Source organism: Micromonospora sp. DSM 45708, from assembly GCF_039566955.1.
Lineage (GTDB): Bacteria > Actinomycetota > Actinomycetes > Mycobacteriales > Micromonosporaceae > Micromonospora.
The window spans coordinates 3,393,648-3,408,171 of the sequence record NZ_CP154796.1 but is presented as its reverse complement, the minus strand read 5'-3'; the positions used below and the strand labels follow the sequence as shown (position 1 = coordinate 3,408,171).

Annotated in this window: 9 protein-coding genes; 7 read left to right on the top strand and 2 right to left on the bottom strand. The window is 70.8% G+C overall.

Annotated elements, in window-relative coordinates; all coding sequences use genetic code 11:
* The first annotated feature begins 135 nt into the window (after positions 1–135).
* Positions 136–1,146 carry a LacI family DNA-binding transcriptional regulator gene (locus VKK44_RS14475; protein WP_343447497.1) on the top strand — a complete coding sequence of 337 codons (1,011 nt, stop codon included), beginning with the start codon at positions 136–138 and terminating at the stop codon, positions 1,144–1,146.
* Here the strand turns inward: VKK44_RS14475 and VKK44_RS14470 are convergent.
* Positions 1,143–1,424, bottom strand: a complete 282-nt coding sequence (locus tag VKK44_RS14470; RefSeq protein ID WP_343447495.1) for a winged helix-turn-helix transcriptional regulator — start codon at positions 1,422–1,424, stop codon at positions 1,143–1,145. The two genes, VKK44_RS14475 and VKK44_RS14470, sit on opposite strands and share 4 nt — an antisense overlap.
* The gene (locus VKK44_RS14465) at positions 1,421–1,930 is read right to left on the bottom strand and encodes a VOC family protein (RefSeq protein WP_343447776.1); all 510 of its coding nucleotides are present in this window, start codon (positions 1,928–1,930) and stop codon (positions 1,421–1,423) included. The genes VKK44_RS14470 and VKK44_RS14465 overlap by 4 nt, the downstream gene beginning before the upstream one ends.
* 112 nt (positions 1,931–2,042) lie before the next feature.
* On the opposite strand from VKK44_RS14465, the gene VKK44_RS14460 reads away from it, so the two are divergent.
* From VKK44_RS14460 to VKK44_RS14435, 6 genes are all read left to right on the top strand, one after another.
* A complete protein-coding gene (locus tag VKK44_RS14460) occupies positions 2,043–3,419 on the top strand; it encodes an ABC transporter substrate-binding protein (RefSeq protein ID WP_343447494.1) in 1,377 nt (458 codons plus the stop codon).
* Between the two features lie 58 nt (positions 3,420–3,477).
* Positions 3,478–4,437, top strand: coding sequence for a carbohydrate ABC transporter permease (locus VKK44_RS14455; protein WP_343447493.1), 960 nt, complete (start codon positions 3,478–3,480; stop codon positions 4,435–4,437).
* Positions 4,438–4,440: 3 nt separating this feature from the next.
* Complete coding sequence (locus tag VKK44_RS14450; RefSeq protein ID WP_343447491.1) at positions 4,441–5,328, top strand: carbohydrate ABC transporter permease; 888 nt, start codon at positions 4,441–4,443, stop codon at positions 5,326–5,328.
* Between the two features lie 58 nt (positions 5,329–5,386).
* Positions 5,387–7,012: a glycoside hydrolase family 13 protein gene (locus tag VKK44_RS14445; protein ID WP_343447775.1), complete on the top strand. Its 1,626-nt coding sequence runs from the start codon at positions 5,387–5,389 to the stop codon at positions 7,010–7,012.
* A gap of 153 nt (positions 7,013–7,165) precedes the next feature.
* Complete coding sequence (locus VKK44_RS14440) at positions 7,166–10,048, top strand: galactose-binding domain-containing protein (RefSeq protein ID WP_343447490.1); 2,883 nt, start codon at positions 7,166–7,168, stop codon at positions 10,046–10,048.
* 99 nt (positions 10,049–10,147) lie between these two features.
* Positions 10,148–14,434 carry a galactose-binding domain-containing protein gene (locus VKK44_RS14435; RefSeq protein WP_343447489.1) on the top strand — a complete coding sequence of 1,429 codons (4,287 nt, stop codon included), beginning with the start codon at positions 10,148–10,150 and terminating at the stop codon, positions 14,432–14,434.
* The last annotated feature ends 90 nt before the right edge of the window (positions 14,435–14,524 follow it).

The window sequence follows — 14,524 nt, the reverse complement described above, 5'->3', positions numbered from 1 at the left end:
CATGTTATTCCGGCAACTTGTCGCCTTTCAAGCATGGATATGCTCGGATCTTTCGACTCCTGAGCGGCGGCGGCGGGTCGTGAGGATGCCAAGTTGCTGTTCATTTTTTGCAAGAATCTGACGTACGATGCCGCGGTGACGAAGCGCTTGACGGAGGTGGCCCGCAAGGCGGGCGTCAGCGAGGCGACCGTGAGTCGGGTGCTCAACGGTCGGGGCGGCGTGTCCGAGGCGACCCGGACGGCCGTGCTGACCGCGCTCGACGTGCTCGGCTACGAGCGCCCGACGAAGCTGCGCGGGGAGCGGGCCCGACTGGTCGGGCTGGTCCTGCCGGAACTCCAGAACCCGATCTTCCCGGCGCTGGCCGAGGTGGTCACCGGCTCCCTCGCCCAACGCGGCTTCACCCCGGCGCTCTGCGCCCGCACCATCGGCGGCGTGCCGGAGTCCGGCTACGTCGAGATGCTCCTCGACCACCAGGTCAGCGGCGTCATCTTCGCCGGCGGCTCGTACGCGCTCGCCGACGCCTCGCACGAGCACTACCGGCGGCTGACCGACCGGGGCCTGCCCGTGGTGCTGGTCAATGCCGGCGTCGAGGAGCTGGGCTTCCCGCGCGTGTCCACCGACGACGCGGTAGCGGTCGAGCAGGCGTACGGGCACCTGCGCTCGCTCGGGCACGAGCGGATCGGCATGGTGCTCGGCCCGGAGGACCACGTGCCCTCGCGGCGCAAGCTGGACGCCATGGTCCGGGCCGCCGGCTGGGGCGCGGACCGCCGCTTCGTCGAACGGTCCAGCTTCTCCATGGAGGGGGCGCGGGTCGCGGCGACCAAACTGATCGAGCGTGGGGTGACCGGCGTCGTCTGTGCCAGCGACGTGCTGGCCCTCGGCACCATCCGGGCGGCCCGCCGGCTCGGCCGCGCGGTGCCGGCCGACGTGTCGGTGGTCGGCTTCGACGACTCCGCGTTCATGACCTGCACCGATCCGCCGCTGACCACGGTCCGGCAGCCGATCGAGACGATGGGGCAGGCCGCGGTGGACCTGCTGGTCACACAGATCGAGGGTGCCGGCGTCCTGCACGACGAGCTGCTCTTCGAGCCCGAGCTGGTGGTACGCGGCTCCACCGCCCCCGCCCCCCGGAGAGACGCTTCCTAGCCGTCGTTCCGGCCCCAGTTGCCGAGCGCGACGATCGCCGCGCGCAGGGCCAACCCGCGATCGGTCAGCGCGTAGGCCCGGGTGTTGTGTCGAAGCGGCAGGCGGACCAGCACGCCAGCCGCTTCGAGTTCGCGCAGGCGTGTCGCGAGCATGTTCGTCGGCACGCCGAGTTCGCGCTGTAGATCGCCGTAGCGTTGTGGCCCGTCGAGCAGCCGTTCCACGATGAGCAGGGCCCACCGTGCTCCGACGATGTCGAGGGCCGCGGCGAGGTCGCTCACGAGGTCGGATCGGCGTCCGTCTTCATCCAGAACGGTGAGTAGTGGTAGCCGTCGGGGTCGTCGAACTGGCGCTGGTACATGAAGGGGTAGTCGTCGGTGTCACCGATCCGCCCGCCGGCGGCGCCGGCGCGGTCGATGAGCTCGTCGACCGCCTCGCGGCTGCCCAGGTCGAACGAGACCGTGACCTTCGAGGGCGTCTGAACTCCGCCGACCAGCTCTTCGACTCCACCGACGCTCGCGTACATCTCGCGGCTGCCGAGCATGACGTACTGCTCGGGGGCGATCGCGAAGCACGACACGTTGTGGTCGGACATCTCGGCGTTGAGGGTCCAGCCGAGGGCGGTGTAGAAGGCGGTCGCGCGCTCGACACTCTCGACCGGGCAGGTGATGAAGAGGCTCATGGGGTCATGCTTGCAAAATGAAAGTAGCCCGTCAAGCGCCCCGCGCCGGGCTCGGCTGCCGTGGTCGTCCCGATCATCCGTCATCAAGTCGTATTCTTTCGTCATCACGTTGAAACCTTGCCGTGAAGAGTCGGCGTCGCTACATTGACTCCACTCACCGGGGGTCACCCACACCAGTGCAGGTCATCGATATAACCGTTCCCGAAGGGATGGACAGATGTCCGTACCGCAATATCGGAAGGTCGCGGCGGCGGCGCTCGCGGCCGGCCTCGGGCTCAGCCTCGCGGCGTGCTCCACCAAGAGTGACGACTCCGCCGACGCCGGCGGCAAGGTCACCATCACTGTCGACTGCCAGCCGGTCGGCGCGCAGAAGGAGCTGCTGAAGAACTGGAACGACGACGTCGTCGAGTTCCAGCGGCAGAACCCGAACATCGTGGTCAAGAGCGTCAGCGTCGGCGAGCAGTGCAACAACCCGCCGGACTTCACCGCCCGCCTCGCCGGCGGCACCGTCACCGACGTCTTCTACGGCTACATGACCGACCTCCAGCAGGTGCTGGACTCCGGCCAGGCGATGGACATCACCGAGTACGCCACCAAGGACACGATCCCGACCTGGGACAGCGTGGACCCGGCGCTCAAGGAGGTCTTCACCGACGGCGGCAAGCTCTACGGCGTACCGGTGAAGAACTACTCGATGGGCCTGATCTACAACAAGGCGCTGTTCCAGCGCGCCGGGCTCGACGCGGCCAACCCGCCGAAGACGTGGCCGGAGGTGCGGACCGCGGCCAAGAAGATCTCCGCGCTCGGCGGCGGCGTCGCCGGATACTCCGAGTACAGCGCCGGCAACACCGGCGGCTGGCACTTCACCTCGCTGCTCTACTCCCAGGGCGGCCAGGTGCTCAGCGCCGACGGCAAGAAGGCCGACTTCAACAACCCGACGGGCAAGCAGGTCCTGCAGAACCTCAAGGACATGCGCTACGGCGACAACAGCATGGGCAGCCGGCAACTGCTCCAGTGGGGTGACCTGCTCACCAACGCCGGGGCCGGCAAGGTCGGCATGTTCATCGGCGCGCCCGACGCCACCCAGGCGATCGTCAGCCAGTTCCAGGGCAAGTACCAGGACTGGGCGATGGGCCCGCTGCCCGGCCAGGACGGGCCGGCCAAGGCGACGCTCGGCGGCGGTGAGGGTTACTTCTTCAAGAAGGGCCTGAGCCCGGAGCAGGTCAAGGCCGGTCTGAAGTGGATCGCCTACCAGAAGCTCACGCCCGGCAAGGGCCAGTTCGACTACGTCCGGGCCAAGCCGCAGAACTACCCGGTGGGCCTGCCCCAGCCGCTGTTGTTCACCAACGGCAGCGACGCGCAGAAGCAGGAGCTGGAGCTCCGCAAGGCCAACGCCAACGTGGACACCACCAACTTCACGGCCTTCGAGACGAACCCGGTGCCGATCAAGGGGGAGCCGCGCAACGCCCAGGCCATCTACGCGGTGCTCGACGCCGCGATGTCCGGGGTGCTGACCAACCCGAACGCGAACATCGACGCCCTGCTCAAGACCGCCGAGGACAAGGTCAACCAGCTCCTCGCCGCCGGTAGCTGACCCGACCGGGGTGGGGGCCGGCCGCACCCGGCCCCCACCCACTACCGCAGGAGTTGCCTTGGCGCTCACCACCGCCCCGGGTGCCACCCGCCGGCCCGGCCGTCCCGCACCGCCGCCGCGGCAGACCGCCGCGCGCCGCGCCGGGCTCGGCCGGAAGGTACGGGACAACCTGACCGGGCACACGTTCCTCATCGGCGCGGTCGCCTGCTTCGCCGTCTTCTCCTGGTACCCGATGGTCCGTGGCGTGGTGATGAGCTTCCAGCGCACCCGGCGCGGCGAGACCACCTGGGTCGGCTGGGACAACTACACCCGGATCATCGCCGACCCGAGCTTCTGGACCGCCTGGAAGAACACGTTCGTCTTCACCGGCCTCGCGCTCGTGCTCGGCTACGCGGTGCCGTTCTTCGTGGCGATCCTGCTCAACGAGCTGCGCCACGCGAAGGGCTACCTGCGGGCGCTGGTCTACCTGCCGGTGATGCTGCCGCCGGCGTCCGCGCTGTTCCTGTTCAAGTTCTACGCGTACGACCCGAGCGAGGCGGGACTGTTCAACGCGGTCCTCACCGCGCTGGGGCTGCCCACCTCGGAGTGGATGCAGTCGCCGACGATGACGATGCCGGCCATGGTGCTGGCGTCGACCTGGATGAACATGGGCGGCGCGGTGCTGATCTACCTGGCCGCGTTGCAGAACATCCCCGGCGAGCTGTACGAGGCCGCCGAGATCGACGGCGCGGGCGTGTGGCGGCGGATCGTGCACGTGACGATCCCGCAGACCCGGCTGATCCTGGCGCTGCTGGCGATGCTCCAGATCGTGGCGACCATGCAGCTCTTCATCGAGCCGCTGATCCTCGCCAACGGCGCCGGCACCCAGGACTCGGCGACGTCGGTGGCGTACCTGATCTATCAGCACGGCTTCTTCCAGAACGACCTCAACGGCGCCGCCGCGCTCGGTGTGATCATGCTGGTGGTGCTGGCCGGGTTCTCCGCCGTCTACGTGCGACTGACCGCGAGACAGGACTAGGACATGGCAGTCGACTCCACCACCCGTACCCTCATCTCCCCGGCCCAACTGCGGCGCGGACGCGGCCGGGTCCTCTACTGGGCCGTGCTCGCCGTCGTGGTGGCGGCGTTCACGCTGGTCTTCCTCGGCCCGCTGTACTGGATGGTCACCGGCGCGCTCAAGAGCGGCCAGGAGATCGCGCAGACGCCGCCGTCGCTGTTCCCGCGCGACCCGCAGCCGCAGAACTACGTCGACGCGTGGACCAACCTCGACCTGGCGAAGCTGCTGTTCAACACGTTCTACTACGCCACCGGCGCGGTGCTGTTCCAGCTCGTGTTCGACACCGCCGCGGCGTACGCGTTGTCGAAGCTGCGCCCGGTGCTGGGTGGCGTGATCCTCGGCCTGATGCTGGCGACCTTGATGATCCCGGCGATGGTGCTGATCGTCCCGCAGTACGTGACCGTGATCGACCTGCCGATCGTGCACGTCAACCTGCTCGACTCACCGTTCGCGATCTGGCTGCCGCTGGTCGCCAACGCGTTCAACATCTTCCTGCTCAAGCGGTTCTTCGATTCGATCCCGGAGGATCTGATGTCGGCCGCCGTGATGGACGGCGCGTCGCCGCTGCGCACGCTCTGGTCGATCGTGCTGCCGATGTCCCGTCCGATCCTCGGCGTGGTCGCGATCTTCGCGGTGACCGCGGTCTGGAAGGACTTCCTCTGGCCGAAGCTGGTCATGCCGTCACCGGAGACGCGCACGGTCAGCGTCGGCATCTACGCCTTCGCCGGCGGCACCCCGATGAACGTGGTGATCGCCGCGTCGGTGATCGCCGCGATCCCGACCGTCGTGCTGTTCCTGATCTTCCAACGGAACATCATGTCCGGCCTGACCACCGGCGGTCTCAAGGGCTGACCGGGCACCGCCGCCCGTCGCATCAGAACCGACCCGCAGAAAGCAGGTGACCGTGTCCATGGTCGACACTAGCCCGTGGTGGCGCTCCGCGGTGATCTACCAGGTCTATCCGCGTAGCTTCGCCGACGGCAACGGCGACGGGATCGGTGACGTCGCCGGCATCCGGTCCCGCCTGGACCACCTCGCCGCGCTCGGCATCGACGCGATCTGGTTCAGCCCCTGGTACCCGTCGCCGATGGCCGACGCCGGCTACGACGTGTCCGACTACCGCGACATCGACCCGGTCTTCGGCACGCTCGCCGAGGTCGAGGCGCTGATCGACGAGGCGCACGCGCGGGGCATCCGGACCATCGTCGACGTGGTGCCGAACCACTGCTCGGACGCGCATCCGTGGTTCCAGGCGGCGCTGGCCGGCGGCCCGGACGCGCCCGAGCGGGACCTGTTCTGGTTCCGGGCCGGCCGGGGCCCGGACGGCTCCCGGCCGCCGACCGACTGGACCGGCGAGTTCGGCGGCCCGACCTGGACCCGCACCACCGACCCGGACGGCTCGCCCGGCGACTGGTACCTGCACCTGTTCGCGCCGCAGCAACCGGACTTCAACTGGGACCACCCCCGGGTGCGCGCCGAGTTCGAGGACGTCCTGCGGTTCTGGTTCGACCGGGGCGTGGACGGCATCCGCATCGACTCGGCCGGCCTGCTGGTCAAGGACGGCACGCTGCCCGAGGTCCACCCGGACCGGCCGCACCCGTTCCGCGACCAGGACGGCGTGCACGACGTCTACCGCGCCTGGCGGCGGATCGCCGACAGCTACCCGGGCGAGCGGGCGCTGGTCGGTGAGGTGTGGCTGCCGGACCGGCAGCGGTTCGCGAACTACCTGCGCCCGGACGAGCTGCACACCGCGTTCAACTTCGACTTCCTCGGCTGCGCCTGGGACGCCGCCGCGATGCGGGACAGCATCGACGGCACGCTGGCCGCACACGCGCCGGTCGGCGCGCCGGCCACCTGGGTGCTGTCCAACCACGACGTCACCCGGCACGTCACCCGCTACGGCCGGGCGGACACCACGTTCAGCTTCGCCGCCAAGCGTGAGGGCATCCCCACCGACCTGGAACTCGGCACCCGCCGGGCCCGCGCCGCCGCGCTGCTCAGCCTCGCGCTGCCCGGTGCCGCCTACGTCTACCAGGGCGAGGAGCTGGGGCTCTGGGAGGTCGAGGACATCCCGTACGAGCTGCGGCAGGACCCGATGTGGGAACGCTCCGGACGGGTCGACCCGGGCCGTGACGGCTGCCGGGTGCCGCTGCCCTGGCAGGGCGACACGCCGCCGTTCGGGTTCAGCCCCGACGACGCCACCGCCGCGCCGTGGCTGCCGCAGCCGGCGGACTGGAAGGACCGTACCGCCCGCGTCCAGACCGGCGACCCGCACTCGATGCTGGAGCTGTACCGGACGGCGCTGGGCCTGCGCCGGGCCGAACCGGCGCTCGGCGACGGCGCGTTGCGCTGGCTGCCCGCGCCGGAGGGGGTGCTCGCGTTCGCCCGCGAACCGGGCTTCGCCTGCCTGGTCAACCTGGGCCGGGAGGCCGTGCCGCTGCCCGCACACGACCGGCTGCTGCTGGCCAGCGGTCCACTCGACGACGACCGGCTGCCACCGGACACCGCGGTCTGGCTGCGTACCGGATCGCGCTGAACCGCGGTGGCGCCGGGGGCTCCGTCCCGCCGCCGGCGTCACCGCGCCGCACCACGACCGGCGGCCCGTCCCGGCCGCCACCGCACCTGGGGAGGAAGGACAGCACCGCCGCAACGGGGGACCTGGCCACCGACGAAAGGGAGCACACCCCGCATGGCCGAGCACCGCACCGCGCACCGCCACCGCACCACCGGGCTGGCGGCCCTGGCCGCCGCCGCGCTCGCCGCCTCGACACTCACCGTCGTGGCGTTGACCTCCACCGCCACCCCGGCGCAGGCCGCCGGGCTGTCCCCGTTCGACATCGCCGGCCGCGGCGCCACCGTCCCGTTCCGGGAGCAGGAGGCGGAGCAGGTCGCGCACAACGGCACGAAGATCGGCCCGGACCGACGCTACGGCACGCTGCCGTCCGAGGCGTCCGGCCGGGAGGCGGTCACGCTCGACGCGGTCGGGGAGTACGTCGAGTTCACGCTCGCCGCTCCCGCGAACGCGGTCACGTTCCGCTACAGCCTGCCGGACAACGCCGCCGGCACCGGCCGGGACGCCGCCATCGACCTGCGTGCGAACGGCACGCTGGTCAAGGCCGTGCCGGTCACCTCCCGGTACGGCTGGTACTACGGCGGTTACCCGTTCAACAACAACCCGGGTGACACCAACCCGCACCACTTCTACGACGAGACCCGGGCGATGTTCGGCACCACCTACCCGGCCGGCACGAAGATCCGCCTCCAGGTCTCCTCGACCGCGCAGTCGCCCACGTTCACCATCGACCTGGCCGACTTCGAGCTGGTCGCCGCGCCCATCAGCAAGCCGTCCGGCGTGCTGGACGTGGTCACCGACTTCGGCGCGGACCCGACCGGCGCCACCGACTCCACCGCGAAGTTCCAGGCCGCGGTGGACGCCGGCAAGGCGCAGGGGAAGGCGGTGTGGATCCCGTCCGGCACGTTCACGCTCTGGGACCACGTGGTGGTCGACGGCGTGACGCTGCGCGGCGCGGGGCCGTGGTACTCGGTGCTCGGCGGCCGGCACCCCACCGACCGCAAGCGCGCCGCCGGCATCTACGGCAAGTACGTGCCCGGCGGCGGCTACTCCGGTGAGATCCGCTCGCACGAGGCCGGTGGACCGAGCCGCAACGTCACGCTGCGGGACTTCGCCATCATCGGCGACATCCGGGAGCGGGTCGACGAGGACCAGGTCAACGCGCTCGGCGGCGCGATGACCGACTCGGTGGTGGACAACCTCTGGTTGCAGCACACCAAGGTCGGCGCCTGGATGGACGGGCCGATGGACAACTTCACCATCCGCAACAGCCGCATCCTGGACCAGACCGCCGACGGGGTGAACTTCCACTGGGGCGTCACCAACTCCACGGTGACCAACACGTTCGTCCGCAACACCGGTGACGACGCGCTGGCCATGTGGGCGCAGAGCGTGCCGAACGTCGGCAACTCGTTCACCCACAACACCATCGGCGTGACGATCCTGGCGAACCACCTCGTCACGTACGGCGGGCGGAACATCACCATCGCCGACAACGTGACCGCCGACTCGGTGACCAACGGCGGTGGCATCCACGTCGCGAACCGCTATCCCGGCGTCACCGGGCCGACGGCGGTGGCCGGCACCATCACGGTGGCCCGCAACACGCTGATCCGTAACGGCAACTCCGACTACAACTGGAACTTCGGGGTCGGCGCGATCTGGTTCTCCGCGCTCAACGAGCCGATCCAGGGCGCGGCCATCACCGTCACCGACACCGACATCCTGGACAGCTCGTACGCGGCGCTGCACTGGATCGAGGGGCAGACCAGCGGCATCTCGTTCAGCAACGTGCGCATCGACGGCGCGGGCACGTACGCGCTCCAGGTGCAGGCGCCCAGCCAGGTCAGTTTCACCAACGTGCGGGCCACCAACATCGCGCAGGCCAACCCGATGCACAACTGCGTGGGCAGCGGCTTCCAGATCACCCAGGGCAGCGGCAACTCCGGCTGGTACACGGCCACCCCGTACTGCGGGCCGTGGCCGCAGCCGCAGTGGGGCAACGGCCCGTCCAGCCCGCCGCCCACCAGCGTGCCGCCGACCACCGCGCCCCCGACCACGGCCCCGCCGACCACCGCGCCGCCGACCACGCCGCCGCCGACCGGCGGGAACCTGGCCCTCGGCCGGCCGGCGACCGCCACCAGCGTCAACCAGACGTACGCGGCCGGCAACGCGGTCGACGGCAACGCGACCAGTTACTGGGAGAGCGCCAACAACGCGTTCCCGCAGTCGGTGACCGTCGACCTCGGCGCGTCGCGCACGGTCGACCGGGTGGTGCTCAAGCTCCCCGCCGGCTGGGAGCGCCGCACCGAGACGCTCTCCGTGCTCGGCTCCACCGACGGCTCCTCCTACAGCACGCTCGCCGCGTCGGCGGGCCGCGTGTTCGACCCGGCGGCCGGCAACAGCGTGTCGATCGCGCTGCCGTCCGGCGCCCGCCGCTACGTCCGGGTCACCGTCACCGGCAACACCGGCTGGCCGGCGGCCCAGCTCAGTGAGCTGGAGGTGTACGGCGGCGGCACGACCACCCCGCCGCCGACCACCACCCCGCCGTCGACCCCGCCGCCGACCACCGCGCCGCCGACCGGCAACCTGGCCGCCGGCCGGCCGGTCGCGGAGACCAGCCACGCCGACGTCTACGGCGCCGGCAACACGGTCGACGGCAACGTGAACACCTACTGGGAGAGCGCCAACAACGCGTTCCCGCAGTCGGTGACCGTCGACCTGGGCAGCGCCCGGCCGGTGGCCCGGGTGGTGCTCAAGCTGCCGCCGTCGGCGGCCTGGCAGACCCGCACCCAGACGGTGGCCGTGCTCGGCTCCACCGACGGCGCGTCGTTCACCACGCTCAAGTCGGCGGCCGGCTACACGTTCGACCCGGCAGGCGGCAACACCGTGTCGGTCGCGCTGCCCGCCGGTGACCGCCGCTTCGTGCGGCTGACCTTCACCGGCAACACCGGCTGGCCGGCCGGCCAGCTCTCCGAGTTCGAGGTCTACGCCTCCTGACCCGGCGCGGCGGGGACCCGCCCGGGTCCCCGCCGCACCACATCCCCCACCCCCGTCAACGCCTCTCCACGTCCCCCGGGAAGAAGGTGTCCGTCCACCATGTCCAGATTCCGTACCCGAATGGTCGCGGTGCTCGCCGCGGTCGGCCTGGCCGTCACCGCGGCGCCGGCCCCGCCGGCCCTGGCCGCCGGCGGCCCGAACCTCGCCGCCGGCCGGCCCGCCAGCGCCAGCAGCGTCAACGGCTCGTTCGTGGCCGCCAACCTGACCGACGGCAACCAGGGCAGCTACTGGGAGAGCAGCGGCGCGCTACCCCAGTGGGCGCAGGTCGACCTCGGCACCAGCCGCGCCGTCGACCAGGTCGTGCTCAAGCTCCCGGCCGCCTGGGAGGCCCGCAACCAGACGCTGTCCGTGCAGGCCAGCGCCGACGGCAGCGGCTTCACCACGGTCGTCGCGTCCGCCGCCCGCGCGTTCAGCCCGGCCGCCGGCAACACCGTGACGCTCGGCTTCTCCGCCACCAACGCCCGCTACCTGCGCGTGGCCGTCAGCGCGAACACCGGCTGGGCCGCCGCCCAACTCGCCGAGCTGGAGGTCTACGGCACCGCCAGCTCCTCGACCAACCTGGCGCTCGGCAAGACCATGACCGAGAGCGGCCACTCCGACGTGTACGGGGCCGGCAACGCCAACGACGGCAACGCGGCCACCTACTGGGAGAGCCCGAACAACGCGTTCCCGCAGTGGATCCAGGCCGACCTGGGCACCGCCACCAGCGTCAACCGGCTGGTGCTGCGGCTGCCCACCGGCTGGGGCGCGCGCAACCAGACGCTGACGGTGCAGGGCAGCACCAACGGCTCCACGTTCGGCACGCTCGTCGCGTCCGCGTCGTACGCGTTCGACCCGGCCGGCGGCAACACGGTCACCGTCACCGTGCCCACCGCGTCCACCCGCTACCTGCGGCTGCTGTTCACCGCGAACAGCGCCTGGCCGGCCGGGCAGCTCTCCGAGCTGGAGATCTACGGCCCGGCGACCGGCGACACCCAGGCGCCCAGCGCGCCGGGCAGTCTCGCGTTCACCGAGCCGGCCACCGACCAGGTGCGGCTGACCTGGACCGCGTCGACCGACAACGTCGGCGTCACCGGCTACGACGTGTACGCCAACGGCGTGCTGCGCACCAGCGTCGGCGGCACCACGCTGACCTTCACCGACACCCAGCCGGCCGGCACCACCGTCGCCTACTACGTGCGGGCCCGCGACGCGGCCGGGAACGTGTCGGCGAACAGCAACACGGTGACCCGCACCGGCAACACCGGCGACACCACCGCGCCGACCGCGCCCGGCAACCTCGCCTACACCCAGCCGGCCAGCGGGCAGATCCGGTTGACCTGGACGGCGTCCACCGACAACGTGGGCGTCACCGGCTACGAGGTGTGGGCCAACGGCGTGCTGCGCACCAGCGTCGGCGGCTCCACGCTGACGTTCACCGACAGCCAGCCGGACAGCGCCACCGTCTCCTACCAGGTGCGGGCCCGCGACGCGGCCGGGAACGTGTCGGCGAACAGCAACACGGTGACCCGCACCGGCAGCACCACCGGCGGCACCAACCTGGCGGTCGGCAAGCCGGCCACCGCCTCCTCCGTGGTGCACGTGTTCAACGCCGCCAACGCGGTCGACAACGACGTCGCCACCTACTGGGAGGGCGCGCCGGGCGCGTACCCGAGCACGCTGACCGTGGCGCTGGGCGCGAACGCCAGCATCAGCGCGGTGGTGGTGAAGCTCAACCCGGACCCGGCGTGGGGCGCGCGTACCCAGACGTTCCAGGTGCTCGGGCGGGAGCAGTCCGCGTCCGGGTTCACCAGCCTGGTCGGCTCCGCGACGTACTCCTTCAACCCGAACACCGGCAACACGGTGACCGTCCCGGTCTCCGCGACCACCGCGGACGTCCGGTTGCAGTTCACCGCGAACTCCGGCTCCTCCAACGGCCAGGTCGCGGAGTTCCAGGTCATCGGCGTGCCGGCGGCCAACCCGGACCTGACCGTCACCGCCCTGACCGCCTCGCCCGCCGCGCCGGTCGAGACCGACGCGATCACGCTGTCCGCCACCGTGCGCAACGCCGGCACCGCCGCGTCCGCCGCCACCACCGTCAACCTCTACCTGGGTACGACGAAGGTCGGCACCGCCGCCGTCGGCGCGCTCGCGGCCGGCGCGTCCACCACCGTCTCGGCGAGCATCGGCGCGCGCGACGCCGGCAGCTACCAGCTCACCGCCAAGGTCGACGAGTCGAACACGGTGATCGAGCAGAACGAGGCGAACAACTCCTACACCAACCCGACCGCGTTGACGGTCAGCCCGGTGGCCAGCTCCGACCTGGTGGCCTCCGCGGTGACCTGGTCGCCCGGCACGCCGGCCGCCGGCGCCACGGTCAGCTTCGCGGTGACGCTGCGCAACCAGGGCACGATCGCGTCGGCGAGCGGCGCGCACGGCATCACGCTCACCGTGCTCAACGACGCCGGCACGGTGGTCCGCACGCTGACCGGCGCGTACTCCGGCACGATCGCCGCCGGGGCCACCGCCGGCCCGGTGTCGCTCGGCACCTGGACCGCCGCCAACGGCCGCTACACGGTGCGGGTGGTGCTCGCCGACGACGCCAACGAGCTGCCGGTGAAGCGGCAGAACAACACAAGTGACCGGCCGCTGTTCGTCGGGCGCGGCGCGAACCTGGGGTACGACGCGTACGAGGCCGAGGACGGCTCGGTCGGCGGCGGCGCGCAGGTGATCGGCCCGAACCGCACCATCGGCGACCTGGCCGGCGAGGCGTCCGGCCGGCGCGCGGTCACGCTCAACACCACCGGCGCGTACGTCGAGTGGACCACCAAGTCGGCCGCGAACGCACTGGTCACCCGCTTCTCCATCCCGGACGCACCGGGCGGCGGCGGGATCGACTCGACGCTCAACGTCTACGTCAACGGCGTGCTGCACAAGCCGATCAGCCTCACCTCCAAGCACATCTGGCTCTACGGCGCGGAGGCCGCCCCCAGCGACTCGCCCAGCGCGGGCGCGCCCCGGCACCTCTACGACGAGGCGAACGTGCTGCTCAACGCCACCGTCCCGGCGGGCAGCCGGATCCGGCTCCAGAAGGACCCGGCCAACAGCACCACGTACGCGATCGACTTCGTCAACACCGAGCTGGTGTCGCCGCGCGCCAACCCGGACCCGACCCGGTACAAGGTGCCCACCGGCTTCAGCCACGCCGACGTGCAGAACGCGCTGGACGCGGTGCGGATGGACACCACCGGCACGCTTGTCGGCGTCTACCTGCCCGCCGGCACCTACGAGACCGCGCAGAAGCTCCAGGTGTACGGCAAGGCGGTGAAGGTCGTCGGCGCGGGCATGTGGTACACCCGCTTCCAGACGCCGACGAACCAGCAGAACACCGACGCCGGGTTCCGGGTCGAGTCCTCGGCCAGCGGGTCGACCTTCGCCCACCTGGCGTTCTTCGGCAACTACACCAACCGGATCGACGGTCCGGGCAAGGTGTGGGGCGAGTTGAAGGACGTGGACAACCTGACGCTGGACAGCGTCTGGGTGGAGCACACCGTCTGCGCGTACTGGGGGGTGAGCGTGGACGGGCTGACCATCCGGGACAGCCGGTTCCGCAACACGTTCGCCGACGCGGTGAACATGACCAACGGCAGCACCAACGCGTTGGTCACCAACTCGGAGGGACGCTCCAACGGTGACGACGCGTTCGCGTTGTTCTCCGCCACCGACCAGGGCGGCTCCGGCGGAAACCACGGCAACGTGTTCGAGAACCTGACCGCCACGCTGACCTGGCGGGCGGCCGGCATCGCCGTGTACGGCGGCTACGACAACATCTTCCGCAACCTCTACATCGCCGACCAGTTGACGTACTCGGGCATCACCATCAGCTCGCTGGACTTCGGCTACCCGTTCGTCGGGTTCGGCGCGAGCCCGCCCACCCGGTTCGAGAACATCTCGCTGATCCGCTCGGGCGGGCATTTCTGGGGCGCGCAGACGTTCCCCGCGATGTGGTTGTTCTCCGCGTCCAAGGAGTTCCGCGGCATCCGGGTGACCGACGTGGACATCGTGGACCCGACGTACTCCGGAATCATGTTCCAGACCAAGTACACCGGCAGCCAGCCGGAGAACCCGATCACCGACACGGTGCTCACCAACGTGTCGATCTCCGGGGCGCGGCGCAGCGGTGACGCGTTCGACGCGAAGTCCGGCTTCGGCATCTGGGTCAACGAGATGCCCGAGGCGGGCCAGGGCCCGGCCGTCGGCTCGGCCACGTTCACGAACCTGCGCCTGACCGACAACTACCAGGACATCAAGAACACGACCAGCACGTTCACCATCGTCCGCAACTGATCCGCCGATCGTCGGGGCCGCCGGGAGAGGAGTCTCCCGGCGGCCCCCGAATGCGGCGGCTGCGTCACCGGGCCGGTCGACGTGGTGACG